14 protein-coding genes, 1 other RNA gene and 1 riboswitch are annotated in these 18,984 nt (G+C 73.2%); of the genes, 6 read left to right on the top strand and 9 right to left on the bottom strand.

Features of this window, described 5'->3' with window-relative positions; translation table 11 throughout:
• The first annotated feature begins 112 nt into the window (after positions 1–112).
• Entirely contained in the window at positions 113–1,387 is a 1,275-nt protein-coding gene (gene ftsZ, locus R3E88_07375; protein MEZ4216281.1) for a cell division protein FtsZ, read from the top strand.
• Positions 1,388–1,778: 391 nt separating this feature from the next.
• On the opposite strand, the gene ndk is transcribed toward ftsZ, so the two are convergent.
• The 5 genes from ndk to R3E88_07350 form a co-directional block, all read right to left on the bottom strand.
• Positions 1,779–2,219 (bottom strand): nucleoside-diphosphate kinase, encoded by a 441-nt coding sequence (gene ndk, locus R3E88_07370; protein MEZ4216280.1) that lies wholly within the window; start codon positions 2,217–2,219, stop codon positions 1,779–1,781.
• 101 nt (positions 2,220–2,320) lie between these two features.
• On the bottom strand, positions 2,321–3,319 hold the full coding sequence (locus R3E88_07365; protein MEZ4216279.1) for an NAD(P)H-quinone oxidoreductase: 999 nt from the start codon (positions 3,317–3,319) through the stop codon (positions 2,321–2,323).
• Positions 3,320–3,364: 45 nt separating this feature from the next.
• Positions 3,365–4,543: an acyl-CoA dehydrogenase family protein gene (locus R3E88_07360; GenBank protein ID MEZ4216278.1), complete on the bottom strand. Its 1,179-nt coding sequence runs from the start codon at positions 4,541–4,543 to the stop codon at positions 3,365–3,367.
• A gap of 36 nt (positions 4,544–4,579) precedes the next feature.
• Positions 4,580–5,686: an acyl-CoA dehydrogenase family protein gene (locus R3E88_07355; GenBank protein ID MEZ4216277.1), complete on the bottom strand. Its 1,107-nt coding sequence runs from the start codon at positions 5,684–5,686 to the stop codon at positions 4,580–4,582.
• A 14-nt stretch (positions 5,687–5,700) separates the two neighbouring features.
• Positions 5,701–6,432, bottom strand: coding sequence for a winged helix-turn-helix transcriptional regulator (locus R3E88_07350; GenBank protein ID MEZ4216276.1), 732 nt, complete (start codon positions 6,430–6,432; stop codon positions 5,701–5,703).
• A 96-nt stretch (positions 6,433–6,528) separates the two neighbouring features.
• On the opposite strand from R3E88_07350, the gene rnpB reads away from it, so the two are divergent.
• Both rnpB and R3E88_07340 read left to right on the top strand, forming a co-directional pair.
• Positions 6,529–6,967: RNase P RNA component class A (gene rnpB / locus R3E88_07345), an RNA gene on the top strand.
• Positions 6,968–7,208: 241 nt separating this feature from the next.
• Positions 7,209–7,368, top strand: a riboswitch (cobalamin riboswitch).
• A gap of 193 nt (positions 7,369–7,561) precedes the next feature.
• Positions 7,562–9,529: a TonB-dependent receptor gene (locus R3E88_07340; GenBank protein ID MEZ4216275.1), complete on the top strand. Its 1,968-nt coding sequence runs from the start codon at positions 7,562–7,564 to the stop codon at positions 9,527–9,529.
• 24 nt (positions 9,530–9,553) lie between these two features.
• Here R3E88_07340 and R3E88_07335 read toward each other — a convergent pair whose 3' ends face one another.
• Entirely contained in the window at positions 9,554–10,636 is a 1,083-nt protein-coding gene (locus R3E88_07335) for a GNAT family N-acetyltransferase (GenBank protein MEZ4216274.1), read from the bottom strand.
• Positions 10,637–10,740: 104 nt separating this feature from the next.
• Between R3E88_07335 and R3E88_07330 the strand changes: the two genes are divergently transcribed.
• Together R3E88_07330 and R3E88_07325 are read left to right on the top strand one after the other, a co-directional pair.
• Positions 10,741–12,519: an SLC13 family permease gene (locus tag R3E88_07330; protein MEZ4216273.1), complete on the top strand. Its 1,779-nt coding sequence runs from the start codon at positions 10,741–10,743 to the stop codon at positions 12,517–12,519.
• A 707-nt stretch (positions 12,520–13,226) separates the two neighbouring features.
• On the top strand, positions 13,227–14,606 hold the full coding sequence (locus R3E88_07325; GenBank protein ID MEZ4216272.1) for a sigma-70 family RNA polymerase sigma factor: 1,380 nt from the start codon (positions 13,227–13,229) through the stop codon (positions 14,604–14,606).
• 77 nt (positions 14,607–14,683) lie between these two features.
• Here the strand turns inward: R3E88_07325 and R3E88_07320 are convergent, their stop codons facing one another.
• Positions 14,684–15,469: an undecaprenyl-diphosphate phosphatase gene (locus R3E88_07320; protein ID MEZ4216271.1), complete on the bottom strand. Its 786-nt coding sequence runs from the start codon at positions 15,467–15,469 to the stop codon at positions 14,684–14,686.
• Positions 15,470–15,594: 125 nt separating this feature from the next.
• On the opposite strand from R3E88_07320, the gene thrH reads away from it, so the two are divergent.
• Positions 15,595–16,212, top strand: a complete 618-nt coding sequence (thrH, locus tag R3E88_07315) for a bifunctional phosphoserine phosphatase/homoserine phosphotransferase ThrH (GenBank protein ID MEZ4216270.1) — start codon at positions 15,595–15,597, stop codon at positions 16,210–16,212.
• A gap of 22 nt (positions 16,213–16,234) precedes the next feature.
• Here thrH and R3E88_07310 read toward each other — a convergent pair whose 3' ends face one another.
• Together R3E88_07310 and typA are read right to left on the bottom strand one after the other, a co-directional pair.
• A complete protein-coding gene (locus R3E88_07310) occupies positions 16,235–17,041 on the bottom strand; it encodes a phytanoyl-CoA dioxygenase family protein (protein MEZ4216269.1) in 807 nt (268 codons plus the stop codon).
• A 61-nt stretch (positions 17,042–17,102) separates the two neighbouring features.
• Entirely contained in the window at positions 17,103–18,953 is a 1,851-nt protein-coding gene (gene typA / locus R3E88_07305; GenBank protein MEZ4216268.1) for a translational GTPase TypA, read from the bottom strand.
• Positions 18,954–18,984 lie beyond the last annotated feature (31 nt).

Genomic DNA, 18,984 nt, shown 5'->3' with positions numbered 1-18,984 from the left:
CGGCGATTCGACGGGCTCCAAGGGCGGGAACGTCCCGCCCGCGCAGAGCGACTTCCAGCTCGGCGAGCTGGACGGTCCCGATCTCCTCGAGATCGGCCCCGACGACGAGGACCTGCTGGAGTTCGAGGCCAGCTCGTCGCAGCGCGCGACGATCAAGGTCGTCGGCGTCGGCGGCGGCGGCGGCAACGCGCTGAACTCGATGATCCGCTCGGGCATGAGCGGCGTCGAGTTCATCGCGGCGAACACCGACGCCCAGGCGCTCCAGCACAACCTGGCTCCGATCAAGCTCCAGCTCGGCGCGGAGGTCACGCGCGGGCTCGGCTGCGGCGCGAACCCCGACCGCGGACGCGCGTCCGCGCTCGAGGTGCGCGACCGCCTGCGCGAGCTGCTCGAGGGCGCGGACATGGTGTTCGTGACCGCCGGCATGGGCGGCGGCACGGGCACGGGCGCCGCGCCGATCGTCGCCGAGGTCGCGCGCGAGATCGGCGCGCTCACGGTCGGCGTCGTCACCAAGCCCTTCCCGTTCGAGGGCAAGGTGCGCGGCAAGCACGCCGAGCGCGGGCTCGACGAGCTGCACGCCGTCGTCGACACGCTGATCACGATCCCGAACCAGCGGCTGCTCGCGCTCGCGGGCAAGTCGACGGCGGTGCGGGACGCGTTCAGCCTCGCGGACGAGGTGCTGCTCAACGCGACGCGCGGCATCTCGGACCTCATCACGATCCACGGCCTCATCAACCTCGACTTCGCCGACGTCCGCACGGTGATGAACGAGGCCGGCGTGGCGATGATGGGCACGGGCGTCGGCCGCGGCGACACGCGCGCGCTCGACGCGGCGCGCGCGGCGATCTCGAGCCCGCTGCTCGAGGACCTGTCGATCGACGGCGCCCGCGGCGTCCTCATCAACATCACGGGCGGCAGCGACATGACGCTGTTCGAGGTCAACGAGGCCTCGATGCTCGTGCAGGAGGCCGCGCACGAGGATGCCAACATCATCTTCGGCGCGGTGATCGACGACGACGCGCCGGACGGCGAGATCCGCGTGACGGTGATCGCGACCGGCCTCGACGACGGGCGCCAGCGCCGCACGTTCGAGCCGAGCGGCGAGCGGCACGAGGACGTGTCGCCGCCGAACGTGCGCTCTCTGCGGCCGTCGGCGCCGGAGCCCGAGCTGGCGCCGGTGGCGGCGCGCGAGGAGTCGCGCGAGCCGGAGCGGCACCGGCCGATCGAGGAGCCGCCGGTCGAGGAGGCCGTCCGCGCCGCTGGCTACGTCTCGCCCTTCGAGGAGGACGAGCTCGACGTGCCGGCGTTCATCCGCCGCACGCAGGCGAACCGCGACGAGGAAGAGGACCGCGAGACCCCGGCCTTCTTCCGCCGCGCACAGGACTAGAGCCCGGCGCCGCCCGACGGGCGGGCGGCGCGCACCGTCTCCCATCCTCCCAACCAACAGGCTCCGGCGGTCGCGCTCACCGACGCGGTCGCCGGAGAGGGAGCAGCGGGGAGGAGCCCTTCGCGAGAAGGGCTCCTCCCCGCGATTCGTTCGGGGATGCGCTCGCGCGGGGCTCGAGTCCGCACCGACCGCATCCGACAAGAGCCGGCCACGGGCGCGAGCTCGCCGCCCGCACCGCACCGATCACCGCAGCCTCGGATCGACGACCGGAGGGGAGCACCGATGGAGACCGCGCGACGCTGGGCCCGCAGCCACCACTTCTGGCTCGGAGCGACCTACCTCGCGCTCATGCTCCTGATCGCCCGCGCCTACGCCTGAGGCGAGGCGGCGCTCAGAGCGCCTCCACCACCGCCTGGATCTCGGCGGCGTCGAAGAAGTACGGGATCTCCTTCGCCGCCGTCTCGGGCGCGTCCGAACCGTGCGACGCATTGCGCTCGATGTCGGTGCCGAAGTCGCCGCGGATCGTGCCCTTCGGCGCCTCCTTCGAATTCGTCGGCCCCATCAGGTCGCGCCACTTCCGGATGGCGTCGTCGCCCTCGAGCGCGACGACGACGACGGGGCCCGACGTCATGAACGCGACGAGCTCGCCGTAGAAGGGGCGCGCCTTGTGCACGGCGTAGAAGCCCTTCGCGACGGCCTCGCTGAGCTGCACGCGCTTCATCGCGATGATCGAGAGGCCCGCCGCCTCGATGCGGCGGAGGATCTCGCCCGTGGCACCGGGCTTGGCGACGGCGTCGGGCTTGATGATCGCGAGGGTTCGCTGGATGGCCATGAGGTCCGGGTCTCCTGTGGTGTCGAGGGCGGCGCAGCGTAGCGGGATCGGGAGCGGCGGGCGACGCCCGGGAAGGCCCCGGCGCGGGGTCGCGCTCGCGGCTAGGCGGCGCCGATCTCGAGCGCGATCTTCCCGAAGTGCGCGCTCGACTGCATGAGCGCGTGCGCCTCCTCGGCGCGCTCCATCGGGAAGGTCGCGTGCACGACCGGGCGCAGCCGCCCCGCGTCGATCGCCTCGCCGAAGCGCTCGCGCAGCCCGGCGACGACGGCCGCCTTCTCCGCGAGCGAGCGCGTCCGCAGCGTCGAGCCGATCACCGAGAGCCGGCGCACGAGCAGCGCGCCGAGGTCGATCTCGGCCTTCGCGCCCTGCATGAGGCCGATCAGCACGAGCCGGCCACCGACGGCGAGCGAGCGCAGGTTCCCGGCCAGATAGGCCGCGCCGATCGAGTCGAGCACGACGTCGACGCCGGCGCCGCCCGTCGCCGCCGCGACCTCCTCGGCGAAGTCCTGCGCGGTGTAGTCGATCGCGAGATCGGCGCCGAGCTCGCGGCAGCGCGCGCACTTCTCGGCGCTCCCCGCCGTCGCGAAGACGCGCGCACCCGCCTCGCGCGCGAGCTGGATCGACGCGGTGCCGATCCCGCTGCCGCCGCCGTGCACGAGCAGCGCGCCCCCGCGCTCGAGCCGCCCGATCTGGAACACGTTCGAGAAGACGGTCAGGTAGACCTCGGGAAAGACGCCGGCCTCGACGTCCGAGAGCGCGTCCGGCACGCGCATCGCGCTGCCGGCGTCGACGACGACCTCCTCCGCGTAGCCGCCGCCCGGGAGCAGCGCCATCGCGCGGTCGCCGACCTTCCACTGCGCCGGTGACGCCGCGGCCGCCGCGTCGACCTCGACGACCTCGCCCGCGCACTCGAGCCCGAGCAGCGGGCTCGCGCCCGGCGGCGGCGGGTAGAAGCCGCGCCGCTGCAGGAGGTCGGCGCGGTTGAGCCCCGCCGCCGCGACGCGGACGCGCAGCCCGTTGTGCACCATCGCGGGCGCGGGCGCGTCGCCGACGCGCAGCCTCGCCTCCGCGCCCTTGCCCTCGACCAGGACGGCCTTCATCGCTCCCTCCGCGCGCGCGGCGGGCCGCTCGCGCGAGCGGCCTCGCTAGTTGAGCTCTTCGCGCGTGTAGTCGAGCAGCCCGCGCGCGACGATCAGCCGCTGGATCTGCCCGGTGCCCTCGTAGATGTCCACGATACGCGAATCGCGCATCCACTTCTCGATCAAGTGCTCGCGCGAGACGCCGAGCGGGCCGAGCAGGTCGATGCAGCCCGCGATCACCTGGCGCACCGCGTTGCCCGCGTGCGCCTTGCAGACGGACGACTCGAGGTTGTTGGGCTTGGCCTCGCCCGCCAGCCACACCGCGTTCAGCATGTTGAGGCGCGCCGACTGCCAGTACGCCTCGAGCCGCAGGAAGCGGTCGGCGAGCGCGCTCTGGCGGCCGAGACCGGCGCCGTAGTCGAGCTCGATGCCGGCGGCCTCGAGCTGCTCGCGCGTGAAGTCGAGCGCGGCCTCCGTGATGCCGAGCCCGAACGCCGCCGTCGCGGGTCGCGTCATGTTGAACGTCTTCATCACGCCGCGGAAGCCGCCCGAGCCCTTCTGCGCGACCGACTCGTCGCCGCCGAGCAGGTGGTCGCGCGGGATGCGGCAGTTCTCGAACACGTAGGTCGCCGTGTCGTCGGCGCGGATGCCGAGCTTCTTCTCCTTGTGCGCGACGACGAAGCCGGGCGTGTCCTTCAGCACGAGGAAGCTCTTGATGCCCGCGCGTCCGGCGGACTTGTCGATCGTCGCCCACACGACGGCGCCGGTCGCGCGGCAGCCCGTCGTCACGAAGATCTTCTCGCCGTTCAGCACCCACTCGTCGGTCGCCGGGTCGAGCACGGCGCTCGTCTGCACCTGCGACGGATCCGAGCCGCAGCCGGGCTCGGTGATCGCCATGGCGAGGTTCTCGCCGCCCCAGCGCGCCTTCTGGTCGTCGGTGCCGGCGGCCGAGAGCGCGGCGTTGCCGAGCGCGCCGCGCGGGCGCCGCGCGCGCACCGTGTAGTCGCCCCACATCTGGCCCATCGTCGCGAGCATGGCCATCACGGGCATCGAGCAGTCGTCGGGCGCGGGCGCGAGGCGCAGCTCGTGCACCTCGCCGAGCGCGACGGCCTCGTCGATCACCTCGGGCGCGAACTCGTCCTCGTGCTCGTCGAAGTGGCGCGCGTGCTCGCGGCAGATCAGCGCCTGCTGGCGGATCAGGTCGAGGCGCTTGCGGTCGTTGTCGCTGAGTCGGAAGTCGATCATCGCAGGAGCTCCTTCGCGCAGTGCGCGGGCGGACGGCTAGAGGCAGAGCGTTCCTTCGAGCACGCCGAGCGTGCGCGCGTTGCGGTACCACATCTCGACGGGGTGCTCGCGGATGTAGCCGTGCCCGCCGAGGCACTGCACGCCGTTGTCGGCGATCCACATGCCCTTCTCGGACGCGATCGCGCGCGCCTGGTAGGCGGCCTTCGTCGCGTCGAGCGCCGGGTCGCGGTGCTCGAGCGCGGCCGCGGCCTGCCACGCGAGCCAGCGCATGCCCTCCGTCTCCATGTGCATCTCGGCGAGCATGAACGCGATCGCCTGCTTGCGCGCGATCGGCTCGTCGAAGGCGACGCGGTCCTTCGCGTAGGGAACGCAGTAGTCGAGCACGGCGCGCGACACGCCCGTCAGCACGGCGGCGATCGCCGCGCGTCCGCCGTCGAGCACGCGGCGCACGTCGCACCCGGCGTCGCCGCCGAGCCGCGCCGCGCGCGGCAGCTCGACGCGCTCGAGCTCGAGGCCCGTCGTCGGGAGCGCCTTGAGGCCCATGTTCCGCTCGCGCGCGCCGACCGTGAGCCCCGCGGCGTCGCGCGGGACCACGAACAGGTCGACGCCGCCGTTGCTGCGCGCGCTCACGAGGAAGTGGCTCGCCCGGTCGCCGAACGGCACGAACGCCTTCGCGCCCGACAGCACGAACGCCGCGTCGCCCTTCGGCTCGGCGACCGTGCGCGGGAGGGCCGGGTCGGAGAACGCGCCCGGCTCGAGCAGCGCGAGCGACGCGGCGTGGAACGACGCGCCGCAGAACGCGGGCAGCAGCGCGCGCTTCTGCTCGTCGGTGCCGAAGTCGAGCACCGCGTTCGCGAAGCCCGCCGGCGCCATCGCCGCCACCGCGAGCGACGCGTCGCCGTAGCCGAGCTCCTCGAGCACGAGCGCGTTCGTGATCGGCGAGCGCGCCTCGCCGCCGCCGCCGTACGTCTCGGGGATCGCCGTCGACGCGAGGCCGAGCTCGTGCAGCTGCCCGAGCAGCTCCTCCGACGGCTCGCTCGCCTCGTCCTGCGCGCGCGCGTGCGGGCGCATCGCCTCCGCCGCGAACTCGCGCAGCGTGTCGCGGACGAGCTCCTGCTCCTCGGTCGGTCCAAAGGAGATCATCGCGTCTCCTCCTGTCAGGCCCCCCGCCGCCCGCGGCGCGCGCTCGGCGCCTCGAGTCGCGAGGGTTGGTGGAAGTAGTGGTCGAGCGCGGCCTGGCCGCCCTCCTTCGAGAGCCGGCCCGTCTTCATCGCGTCGCGCGCGTCGACGAGCCCGAGCGCGACGCCGCACCACGTGCGCGCGTCGGCCGTGTACCGGACGTCGGCGCGCTCGGCGAAGGTGGGCTCGACGCGGCAGTGGCCGTCGTCGATCGCGACGGTCCAGGCGCCGCCGCCCTCGCCCGTCAGCCGCACCTCGAACACGACGTGCGCGCCGCGCGCGTTCTCCTCGCGCAGCAGCACGGGCAGCGCCTCGAAGATGGATTGCGGCGACGTCTCCGTGAACTGGCCGACGTCGATCTCGAGCTCCTGGATGCCGTGGTGCACCCACCAACGGGCGAGCTCGTGGATCACGGGCTCGAGCGCGCGCCCGCGCTCCGTCACGCCGTAGGGCGCGCGCGGCCCGTCGCCCGCGAGCTCGATGAAGCCGTCGTCCTGGAGCTGGCGCAGCCGCCCCGACAGCACGCGCGGCGCGATGCCCGTGCGCTGGCGCAGCTCCTGGAAGCCGCGCGGCCCGTCGAGCAGCTGCCGCACGAGCACGAGCGTCCAGCGATCGCCGATGAAGTCGAGCGCGCGCGCGACCGGATCGAAGATCGACTTCGGCTGCGGGATGGCGCGGACGGGGCTCGGCGACGAGGACGCGGACGGCATGCGCGCAGTATCTATCCGATCCTCGATGAGTATTCAATGGATACTTTCAAAGGAATTCGAGCGACTCCGAGTCGCGGCGCTACGCTGCGCGCGCCGGAGGTGGACGGAAGGTCGCTGGCGGACACGCACCGTCCGCGGGAGGAAAGTCCGGGCTCCACAGGGCGGGGAGGTCGCTAACGGCGACCCGGGGCGACCCGAGGGAAAGCGCAACAGAAATCACACCGCCGATGGCCGACGAAGCCGCCGCCTGGTGAGGGCGGCGGGGGAGGCACAGGCAAGGGTGAAATCGTGGGGTAAGAGCCCACGCGCGACGGCCAGGTGACTGGCGGCGAGGCAAGCCCCTCCCGGAGCAAGCTCGAATAGGGATGCCATCGAGGGCGGCCCGTCCGAAGGCCGTCGCCGCGAGGCGGCGGCCGGGCATCCGGGTGAGAGCGCTCGAGCGGCGCGGCAACGCGTCGCCTAGATGAATGGCCTTCGTCCGGCGCGGGGCGACCCGCGTCGGGAACAGAACCCGGCTTACAGTCCACGCTCGCATGGGAGCCCGGGCGGAACGAAGCGGCTCGCCGCCAGTTCCGCCCGGCTCCGGCCTCTGCGCCGCGCTTCGCGCGCCGCGCGCGCAACGCCCGCCGCGCGCGTTCTTCGTTGCCCGCGCGTCCGCGCTCTGATACTCCTGCGCGCACATCGAATCAGGGGTGTCCTCCCGCTACGCGCACCGCCGCTCCGGCGTCGGCGTCGTCAGGCGGGAGGCAGTCGAGGGCGACGAGCGTCCTCGGCTGCGGGAAGCCGGTGCGAATCCGGCGCGAGCCCGTCGCTGTGACCGGGGACGACCCGTGCGCACGAAGCCACTGGCCGGGCCGAGCGAGGCAACGCCTCGTTCGGCGCCAAGACGGCCGGGAAGGCAGCGCGAGGTCGGACGATCCGGGAGCCAGAAGACCGGCCCCTCGAGCGGCTTCGAGACTCTCCGAGGCAGAGAGTGCGAGGCAGAACGCGAGCTCCGTGCTCGCGCTCCTGCACCGCACCCGCGCGCGCGCGCACCCCGGACGCCTCGTCGGCCGCCGATTCGCCGGCCGGCGGGAGGTCCGCCGGCGCCTTGCTCCGACGCGCACGGGTGCTGCGCAGGAGATCGCGCATGTCGCTGGCTCTCGCCGTCCGCCTCCCCTCCCCCTCCTTCCGACTCCGCTCGACTCGCGTCCGGTCGCTCGCGACGTTCGCGGCCGCGCTCGCGGCATGCGCCGCGTTCGCGCCGCGCACGGCGGCCGCCGACGACGACGCGGAGCTCCCGCCGGTCGGCTCGCCCGACGCCGAGCGCATGGTCGTCACGGCCACGCGCACGCCGCTCGCGCTCCCGCGCGTCGGCAGCGCGCTCACGGTGATCGATGCCGAGGAGCTCGAGCTCCAGCAGGACGCGCTGCTCGTCGACGCGCTCGAGCGCGTGCCCGGCCTGACCGTCGTGCGCCAGGGAGGCCCGGGAACGATCCCGTCCGTGTTCATCCGCGGCGCGAACTCGAACCAGACGCTGCTGCTCGTCGACGGCGTGAAGCTCCACGACGCCGCCGGCCCGAACCGCGAGACGCAGCTCGACCACGTCGCCGTCGAGGACATCGAGCGCATCGAGGTGCTGCGCGGCCCGCAGAGCGTGCTGTACGGATCGGACGCGATCGGTGGCGTCATCAACGTCATCACGAAGCGCGAGCGCGGCGCGCCGCACGTGCGCGCCTCCGTCGAGGGCGGCTCGTTCGGCACCAACGTCGAGACGGCGTCCGTGCGCGGGGGAGGCCCGCGCCACTACTACGCCGCGTCGCTCACGCGCACCGACGTGACGGGCTTCTCGATCGCGACGACCGACGTCGCGGGCGACCGCGACGGCTACGAGCGCCTCGCGCTCTCGAACCAGGTCGGCTTCGGCGGCGACGCGCTCGGCATCGACCTCGGCTTCCGCTACGTCGACGCCGACGTCGAGATCGACTCCGGCGGCAGCCCCGGGTCGAGCTACGCCGACGCGCGCCAGTTCGTCGGACGCGTCGCGCCGCGCGCCTCGCTGTTCGACGGAGCGTGGGAGCAGACGCTCGCCTGGTCGGTGAACCACGCCCGTCGCGACTCGCTCGCGTTCGGGCGCAGCCGGTTCACCGGCCGCCTGCACGAGGTCGACTGGCAGCACACGCTGCGGCCGCTCGAGGCGCTCGCGATCGTCGTCGGCGCCGAGTGGGAGCGCGAGATCATGGCCGGCACGTCGTCCGGCAACGCGCTGCGCGTGGACGTCGACGCGTACTCGGCCTACGGCGACCTGCAGCTCTCGCTCCTCGACGCGGTCGACCTCGCGGCGGGTGCGCGCGTGTACCACCACGAGATCTTCGGCACCGAGGTCGTCGGCCGCGGGAGCGCGGCGGTGCGCATCCCCGACACCGGCTTCAAGCTGCGCATCTCCGCGGGCAACGGCTTCAAGGCGCCGACGCTCGGGCAGCTCTACGACGACACGTTCGCGACCAACAACCCGGCCCTCGAGCCCGAGCGCGCGATCGGTGCGGACGCGGGCATCGCGTGGCGGAGCGCGGACGACCGCTTCGGCGCCGACGTCGGTGTGTTCGCCAACTGGATCGACGACCTGATCGTCGGTGCCGCGCCGACGTTCGTGAACGCGAACGTCGCCGAGGCGCGAACGCGCGGCGTCGAGGCCTCCGCCGACGCCGTGCTGCTCGAGCGCGGGAGCGCGCTCGGCCTGCTGCGCGCGCGCATCGACTACACCTACCTGTACACGCGCGACCGGCTCGCGCAGCGGCGCCTGCTGCGGCGCCCCGCGCACGAGGTGTCGTTCTCGGCGACGTGGTCGCCGATCGAGCGGGTCGACGTCACGGCCTCGGTCCGCTGGCTCGACGACCGTCTCGACTTCTCGCCCGTCACGTTCGCCATCATCGAGGCGAACGACTACGCGGTCGTCGACGTGATGGTGCGCTTCGCCGCGACCGGGTGGCTCGACGTGTACGCGCGCGTCGAGAACGCGGCGGACGAGGACTACGAGGCGATCGCGGGCTTCCGTCAGCCGGGAGTCGCCGCCTACGCCGGCGTGCGCATCGACCTCGAGCGCCTGTGGCCGCGCTGAGCCGTCGGCCGTCGGGAGGCGACGCTAGGCGAGGTCGCAGCGCAGGCACGTGACCTGCGCGCGGCGCTCGTCGGGGTAGCCGTCCCACTTCTCGGCGGGCACGCGCGACGGGTCGACGCGCGCGAAGCCGTTCGTCTCGAAGAAGCCGACCACGCGCGGCTGCGTCGTGCACGCATACACGTAGGCGAAGCCCTCGCGGCGGGCGGCGTCGAGCGCGTAGCGCACGAGGTGTCCGCCCACGCCCTCGCCCGCGAAGCGCGTCAGCGTGTAGAGCGAGCCGAGCTCGCCGGCGTTCTCCTTCGCGTGCGGGAGCAGCGCGCCGATGCCGGCGAGGTAGCGGCGCTCGACGAAGACGCCGAAGGCGTTCGTGATGACCTCTTCGAGCGCGGCTTCGCTGCGCGGTACGAGGTAGCCCTCCGCGACGCCGCGGCGGATGAGGTCGTGCCCGGCGTCGAACTCGTCGAGCCCGAGCGGCCGCACCTCGATGTAGCCCTCGCGCGTGAAGAACGTGCCCGAGCCCGCGAAGGTGAACAGCTCGTCGGCGAGCCCGGACGGCGCACAGATCGCGGCCGACGGCAGCCCGTCCTCGAGCATCGCCGCGATGTCGCCGAGCCGCTCGGCGCGCCGCGCGTCGCGCGCGACCAGCTCCGCGAGCTCGGCCTGGTCGACGTGCGAGATGCGGCCGCCGGCCGGCCGCTCGAGCCCGCCCTCGGCGTCGAGCCACACGACCTTCGCGAGCCGGAGCCGCGCCGCGGCGCGGCGCACGCACGCCGCCAGCGACGCCGCCCCGGGTGCGAGCAGGCACACGACGCGCGCGCGCTGCATGCCCCGCCACACGGCGCCGACCCAGCGCGGGTCGCGCGCGTCGACCACGGCCACCTTCCCCCGCCCGGCCACACCGGCGAGGCGGCGGCGATCCGCACCGATCAGCACGCAGCTCGTGGCGTTGCCCTCGAGGTCGTCGAGCACGCCGCGCAGGACGCCCGCGTCGCCCGCCTGGGCGGGCTTCGCGTCGGCCAGCACGACGCCGAGCGAGCGCCCGCGGAACTCGGCGAGGTAGAACTCCTTCTCCGAGAAGCCGGCGGTCGCGCGCAGGGCCTGGGACATGGCGCGCGAGTGTGGCGGATCGCCGGAGCGCGCGCCGCACGCGCGCGGGCGGGCGGCCGCGACGCTTGGCCGCGCGTGCGCCGCCGCCTATCGTCCGACGCCACATGGACTGGCAGATCGCGTTCACGCTCGGCGTCGTGGCGCTCGCCCTCGTCGCGATGCTGCGCGAGATCGCCGCGCCCGATCTCGTCATGATGGCCGCACTCGTGAGCCTCGCGCTCGTCGGCATCCTGACGCCGGCGGAGGCGTTCGCCGGCTTCTCGAACAAGTCCGTGATCGCGATCGGCGTGCTGTTCATCGTGTCGGCGGCGCTGCGCTCGACGGGCGCGCTCGACCTCGTGCTGCGCTGGTGGATGGGACGCGAGTCCTCGCTCACGGGCGGGCTCGTCCGCATCACGGTGCCCGTCGCCGCGTTCTCCGCCTTCCTGAACAACGCGCCGATCGTCGCGATGATGACGCCCGCCGTCATCGACTGGGGCAAGCGCGTGCGCATCTCGCCGAGCCGCCTGCTGATCCCCGTGTCCTACGCGGCGATCCTCGGCAGCAGCACGACGCTGATCGGAACGAGCGTGAACCTCACGGTCGCGGGCCTGATGGGCGAGGCGGGCATGCGCGAGATGGGCTTCTTCGAGCTGCTGCCGCTCGGCCTCCCGATCGCGCTCGCGGGGCTGCTCTACCTGATCTTCGGCGTCTGGCGCGTGCTCCCCGACCGCGAGCCGCCCGGCGACGTCGTCGGGGACCGGCGCCGCGAGTACATGATCACGATGCGCGTCGAGCCCGAGTGCCCGCTCGTCAACCAGACGGTCGAGGACGCCGGGCTCCGCCACCTGCCCGGCCTGTTCCTCGTCGAGATCGACCGGCGCGGCCGCGTGATCACGCCCGTCGCGCCCGACCTCCCGATCCGCGCCGGCGACCACCTCGTGTTCGCGGGCGTCGTCTCGACGATCGTCGATCTCCAGCGCATCCGCGGGCTCGTGCCGGTCGAGGAGGAGGAGGCGCGACGCGTGTCGGCGGCGCGTCGGATGTGGGTGGAGGCCGTGGTGTCGAGCTCGTCCCCGCTCGCGGGCACGACCGTCAAGCGCGCGAACTTCCGCACCGTCTACGACGCGGCGGTGATCGCCATCCACCGCAACGGCGAGCGCGTCGCCGGCAAGATCGGCGACATCGTCATGCGCCCGGGCGACTCGCTGCTGCTGCAGACGGCGCCCGGCTTCCTGCGCGCGCACCGCAACAGCCCCGACTTCTTCCTCGTCTCGGACATCGGCGAAGGCGACAAGCCGCGCTTCGAGCGCGCCTGGCTCGCGATCGCGACGCTCGTCGCGCTCGTGCTCTCGGTGAGCGCATTCGACGTGCCGATCTCGCTCGCCGCCTGTGCGGGCGCCGGCGTGCTGATCCTCACGCGCTGCGTCACCGGGCCCGAGGCGCGGCAGAGCGTGCAGTGGCCGATCCTGATCGTGATCGGGGCCGGGCTCGGCATCGCGCAGGCGATGCAGGTGACGGGCGCGGCGGACTTCGTGGCGCGCGGCCTGGTCGCGGCCGCCGGCATCGGCCACGACGCCTCGCCGCACGTCGCGCTCGCCGTCGTCTACCTGCTGTGCCTCGCGATGGCCGAGACGCTCCAGCACAACGCCGCCGCGGCGATCATGTTCCCGGTCGCCGTCGCCACTGCGCAGCTCGTCGACGCCGACCCGCGCGGGTTCGTGATGGCCGTGGCCTCGGCCTCGTGCTGCGCGTTCGCGTCGCCGGTCGCGTACCAGACCCACCTGATCGTCTACGGCCCGGGTGGCTACCGCTTCGCGGACTTCGTCCGCAGCGGGTGGCCGCTCGACGTGCTCGTCGCGACCCTCGGGATCGTCCTCATCCCCCTGATCTGGCCCTTCTAGCGCGCGCGCTCCGCGCACGAGCTGCCGCGCGGGCGGCGCGAAGGCGCTCTCGCCGGCGCGAGGCGCCCGATTCGGGCCACCGCGACCGCAGGTTCGACACAAACGTTGCCGAAGCGCCACATACCTCCCGTGAGAGGTCGAGGAGGACGGTGGCAAGGCGCCCAGGGCGACCCAGTCTGGAATCCCGGAGCCGCCCACGGGGTGGCCCGGCAGCCCTTTCGAGAGGAGCGCGATCGCGTGCTCGGGGTCGGAAAATCGCTAGCAGAAGTCACGCGAAACGCAGATAATCCCGGGCCACTTGGTTGCCCCCCCACTCGGTCGATCGATGGCCCGCAGCCAGGACGCGAAGCCCTGCCTGCGGACGGCGATTCCATCGCGCGCCCTCGCCTCCGTCGATCGCACCGCAGCCGTGGCCAGCGAAGCATGACCTTCCCCGTACGGACAGCGAGCGGCCCGCGCCGCTCGCGGGAGGTCGTCGTGACGAGCGAACGGTCCTTGGGCATTGCGGTCGTCCGGTCGGCGCGAGCGGCGGAAGCGCCGACGCCGGCGATGCGAGGTTGGAGGCAGAGGCAGGCGAGCGCGCCGACCGATCGGCGCTCCGCCGTCGGCGCGAGTCGACGAGGCCGATCCGAAACCGGGCCCGGGCAGGCGGTATCCGACGAGCACTTCGGAATCGCACTGACGAACGGAGCCCGCGAGGTGGTGGTATGAGCGAGAAGCAGCACGCAAAGAGCGATCCGAAGGCGAAGTCGTCCGCACAGGGCGCGACGCCCGTCGCGCAGTCCGAGGAGCTCGATCCCGGCCGCGAGCGGCGGCCGCTCGAGTCCTACTTCCAGGAGATCGGCGGCACGCGCACGCTCAAGCGCGAGGAGGAGGTCGTCCTCGCGAAGGATCTCGAGGCGTCGACGGCGCAGCTGCGCGACGCGCTCTACGCGATCCCGAGCTCGGCCAAGCACGTCGTCTCGCGCTGGGATGCGCTGCGCGCGCTGTCCCACACGGGCGCCAAGCTCTCGGAGTCGGCCGGCGACGAGGAGACGGGCGAGATCGCGGCGCGCGTCGAGCGCGCCGTCAAGAAGCTGCGCGGCCACCTGGCCGACCGCGACAAGATCTGGCTCAAGGGCGCCGACGCCGATGCGGACGCGCTCGCCAAGGCCGACGCCAGGATCGCGAAGGACATGCACGGCGCGCAGCTGTCGCTCGCCGTGCTGGTCGAGCTGCGCGAGCAGGCGCTCGACCTCGCGGCCGAGATGCGCCAGGCGCGCCGGCGCACGCGTCGGCTCGCCGAGCTCGAGGAGCAGGCCGGCGTCGCGAAGGAGCGGCTGCTCGAGCTGGTCGACCGCGTCGAGACGGCGCACCACCAGATGACGACGGTCAAGAACCGCTTCATCGAGCACAACCTGAAGCTCGTGGTCGCGATCGCGAAGGACTACCGGAACCTCGGCCTGTCGTTCCCGGACCTGATCCAGGAGGGCAACCTGGGGCTCATCCGCGCGGTCGAGAAGTTCGATCACCGGCGCGGCTTCAAGTTCTCGACGTACGCGGTCTGGTGGATCCGCCAGGCGCTCGTGCGCGCGATCCAGAACCACTCGCGCACGATCCGCCTGCCCTCGCACGTGCACGACCGGCTGCAGCGCAGCCAGCGCGTGCGCGCGGAGCTGACGGGCAAGCTCGGCCGCGAGCCGACGCCGGCCGAGCTCGCGCCGGCGCTCGGCACCGACACCGAGTCGCTCGAAGCGCTCGACCGCCTCTCGCGCGAGGCGATCTCGCTCGAGTCGACGGTGGCGGGAACGGAGAAGCGGCTCGAGGACTTCGTGGCCGACCCGACGTCCACGCGCCCGGACGGCGGCATCGACGACGAGCGCATGCGCACCGGGGTGGGCTCGCTGATCGGGTCGCTCACGCCGCGCGAGCAGCTCATCCTGCGCCTGCGCTACGGCCTCGGCGGCGAGGAGGAGCACACGCTCGAGCAGATCGGCCAGTCGCTCGGCCTCTCGCGCGAGCGCGTCCGCCAGCTCGAGGCGCGCGCGCTCAAGAAGCTGCGCGAGACGCAGCCCGCGCAGCGGCTCCACCCGATCCTCGAGCCGTAGACGGCGGCTCGAGCCGGCGACGACGGCGGCCCGCCTCCCTCGGGAGGCGGGCCGCTCTGCGTCGGGGCGCGCGCTCGCTAGGCGCGCAGCGCCGTGTACGCGAGGAAGCCGAGACCGGCCGGGACCAGGTAGTAGGCGAACGCGTGGAACGTCTTGCGCTCGAGCAGGCGCAGGAAGAGCGCGATCGCGCCGACGCCCGACGCGAGCGCCGCCGCGCTCCCGAGCGCGATCGGCGCGAGCTCGGCGCGCGCGCCCGCGAGGTCGGGCAGGATCAGCACCGCCGCGCCCGCGATCGCGATCGTGCCGAGCAGGAACGAGAACTCGGCGGCCGCGATCGGCGCGACGCCGAGCGCGAGCGCGGCGGCCACCGTCGTGCCGCTGCGCGAGATGCCGGGCAGGATGGCGAACGCCTGGGCGCAGCCGATCCAGAGCGCGGCCGCGAAGCCCGGCTCCGCGGCGCGCGCGCGCGGGAGCGTCGCGCGCGTCGTCCACAGGATGGCCGCGGTGACGACGAGGCAGACGCCGACGACGGCCGGGCTCGCGAACGTCGCCTCGATGCGGTCCTTCGCGCCGAGACCGACGACGACGGCGGGAAACGTCGCGAGCGCGAGCTTCGCGATGTAGGCCCACGCGTCGCGGTCGCGCGCGAGCGCTCCGCGCGCGAGGCCGGCGACGCGCGCGCGGTAGACGACGAGGATCGCGAGCAGCGTCGCCACGTGCACGGCGACCTCGAACACGAGGCCGCCCTCGCCCTCGATCCCGAATAGCGTCTCGAAGATCACGAGGTGGCCCGAGCTCGACACGGGCAGGAACTCGGTCAGCCCCTGCACGAGGCCGAGCACGAGCGCTTCGACGATCGTCATCGCGCCGCCCCCCTGCGGCGCGCGGAGCGTACCTCGCCGCTAGACTCCGCGCCTCGTCGGCACCGGTCGCGTCGCGCGTGCGCACGCCGCGCATCGCCCGCCGCGGCACACGAGGAGTCCCGGACGTGGAGCTCGCCTGTCTCGACCTCGAAGGCGTCCTGATCCCCGAGATCTGGATCGAGTTCGCCGAACGCACGCGCATCGATGCGCTGCGCGCGACGACGCGCGACATCCCCGACTACGACGTGCTGATGAAGCAGCGCCTCGCGATCCTGAAGGAGCACGGGCTCGGGCTCGCCGACATCCAGCAGGTGATCGGCGGCATGCGTCCGCTCGAGGGAGCGGCCGACTTCCTCGCGTGGCTGCGCGCGCGCTTCCAGGTGATCATCCTCTCCGACACGTTCTACGAGTTCGCCGCGCCGCTCATGGCGCAGCTCGGACACCCGACGCTGTTCTGCCACCGCCTCGAGTCCGACGCGAGCGGCACGATCGTCGACTACCACCTGCGCCAGAAGGACCCGAAGCGCAAGGCCGTCCAGGCCCTGCACGGCCTGAACTTCCGCATCATCGCCGCCGGCGACTCGTACAACGACACGACGATGCTCGCCGAGGCCGACGCGGGGATCCTGTTCCGCCCGCCGCAGAACGTGATCGACGAGTTCCCGCAGTTCCCCGTCGCGACGACGTACGACGCGCTCGCGCGCGAGTTCGCGCGCGCCTCGCTGCGCGACGTCGACGCCTAGCGTCGCCGCCGGGCGCCGCGCCTCACCCGGCGGCGCTCGCGGCGCCCGCCTCGCGCACGCCCTCGCGCTTGAACATCGGGAAGCCCGCGGGCTGATAGGTCAGCACGAGCGCGCGCCGCGGCTCGTCGGACTCGTTGGGCAGCGAGCCGTGCACGGTGTGCGGGCTGAAGAAGACGAGCGACCCGGCGGGCACCGCGATCGGCACCTGCCGCGACTCGTCGAAGGCCGTCGGGTCCGTGAACAGCGGGCCGAGCCGCGAGCCGTCGTGGATGCCCGGGAGGCAGCCCTTCGTGTGGCTGCCGCGCACGACGCGGAAGCAGCCGTTGCGCTCGCTCGCGTCGTCGAGCGCGACCATGACGTTCGGCAGCCGGTCGACGTGCGCGCAGACGTGCGTCCAGTAGGGCGAGTCCTGGTGCCAGCGGAAGCGCGACCCCTCGCGAGGGCGCTTCAGGTTCATCTTGTCGGTCCACACCGCGACGCGGTCGCAGCCGAGCACGCCGCGCATCGGCTCGACGATGCGCGGGTCGTCGAGCAGGGCGTCGAACAGCGGGTCGAGGTGGTGGAACGGCTCGATCACGCGGATCGTCGCGGTGCCCTCGGCGTGCTCGAACTGCACGGTGATGCCGTCGGTGTCGACGTAGCGGTTGCCGTCGATCGCGTAGGCCGGGCTCGCCTGCGCCGCGGCGCCCGCGACGGCGACGACGCGCTCGGCGGCCGCGCGCATCGCGTCGAGCTCGGCGGGCGCGAACTGCGCCTCGCGGACGAAGAAGCCGTCCTCGCGATAGGCGCGCGCCTCGGACGGGGTCAGGGAGAAGGAGGGGGTCGTCATGGCGCGCGGAGTTTCCGCGGCGCCGCGCGCGCGGTCAACCCGTCGCGGCCGCGCGGCGCGCTCAGCGCTTGCGGAAGCTCTTGTCGAGGATGCGCTTGCGCAGACGGAGCGACTTCGGCGTGACCTCGAGCAGCTCGTCGTCCTCGATCCACTCGAGGGCGGACTCGATCGTGAGCCGGCGCGCGGGCGTCACCATCTCGTTCTCGTCGCGCCCGGCCGCGCGCACGTTCGTGAGCTTCTTCGCGCGGCACACGTTGACGTTCATGTCGCCCGGCCGGCGGTTCTCGCCGCACACCTGCCCCTCGTAGACGGGGTCGCCGGGCGAGACGAAGAGCGTCGCGCGCTCCTGGATGCCGAAGATCGCGTGCGTCGTCGCCTTGCCGGCCTCGGTCGCGACGATCGCGCCGACGCCGCGCGCGGTGAGGTCGCCCGCCCAGGGCTCGTAGCCGCGCACGGTCCGATGCAGCTGCCCCTCGCCGCGCGTGTCGGTGAGGAACTCGGTGCGGTAGCCGAACAGGCCGCGACTCGGCACGACGAACGCCATCGTCACGCGGTCGTCGTGCTGGTGCATCGAGACGAGCCGGCCCTTGCGCTGCGGCAGCTTCTCCATCACCGCGCCCGCGCTCGCCTCGGGCACCTCGATCACCACGTCCTCGACCGGCTCGCACTTCGCGCCGTCGACCACGCGCGTGATGATCTCGGGCCGCGACACGGAGAACTCGTAGCCCTCGCGGCGCATCGTCTCGATCAGGATCGCGATCTGCAGCTCGCCGCGGCCGGCCACCTCGAACGTGTCGCGCGAGCCCGTCGCGCCGATCTTCACCGACGGGTTGCCGAGCGCCTCGCGCTCGAGGCGATCGGCGATCTGGCGGCTCGTGACGAACTTGCCCTCGCGGCCCGCGAACGGCGACGAGTTGATCGAGAAGTGCACGCGGATCGTCGGCGGGTCGACCGCGATCGGCGCGAGCGCCTCGGGCACGGCGGGGTCGCACACCGTGTCGCCGATCTGGATCGAGTCGATGCCGGCGAGCACGACGATCTCGCCCGCGCTCGCGCGCTCGAGCTCGACGCGCTCGAGCCCGCGCGTGCCGAACAGCTTCGTCGCGCGGAACGTCTCGTGCGCGCCTTCCTGCGTCACGCGCTGGACGGTCGCGCCGCGCACGAGCGTGCCGCGCTCGACGCGGCCGATCACGAGGCGGCCCACGAAGTCGTCCCAGCCGAGCGTCACCGCCTGGAACTGGAGCGGCGCGTCGACGTCGACGGCCGGCGCGGGCGCGTGCTCGAGGATGGTCTCGAGGAGCGGCCGCAGGTCGACCGCGCGGCCGGCGACGATCGCCTCGAGGTCGCGCGACGCGATGCCCTTCTTCGCGGAGGCGTACACGACCGGGAAGTCGAGCTGCTCGTCGTCGGCGCCGAGCTCGACGAGCAGGTCGAACACCTCGTCGACGACCGCCTCCGCGCGCTGCTCGGGGCGGTCGACCTTGTTCACGACGAGCACGGGGCGCAGGCCGTGCCCGAGCGCCTTGCGCAGCACGAAGCGCGTCTGCGGCATCACGCCGTCGACCGCGTCGACGAGCAGCAGGCACGCGTCGACCATCCCGAGCACGCGCTCGACCTCGCCGCCGAAGTCGGCGTGGCCCGGCGTGTCGACGAGCTGGATGCGCACGCCCTCGAACTCGATCGCGGTGTTCTTCGAGAGGATCGTGATGCCGCGCTCGCGCTCGAGGTCGCCCGAGTCCATCACGCGCTCCGCCACCTCCTGGTTCGCGCGGAACACGCCCGACTGGCGCAAGAGCCCGTCGACGAGCGTCGTCTTGCCGTGATCGACGTGCGCGATGATGGCGAGGTTGCGCAGATCCTTGCGCGCGGCGCTCGAGGCGAGCGGTCTTCCGGCGGATGCAGTCGTGCTCATGGGCGGGCTCTCGGTCCGTCCGGCGTCGAGC

This window comes from Myxococcota bacterium (genome assembly GCA_041389495.1).
GTDB lineage: Bacteria > Myxococcota_A > UBA9160 > UBA9160 > UBA4427 > JAWKRT01.
This window is presented reverse-complemented; position numbering and strand designations above follow the sequence as displayed.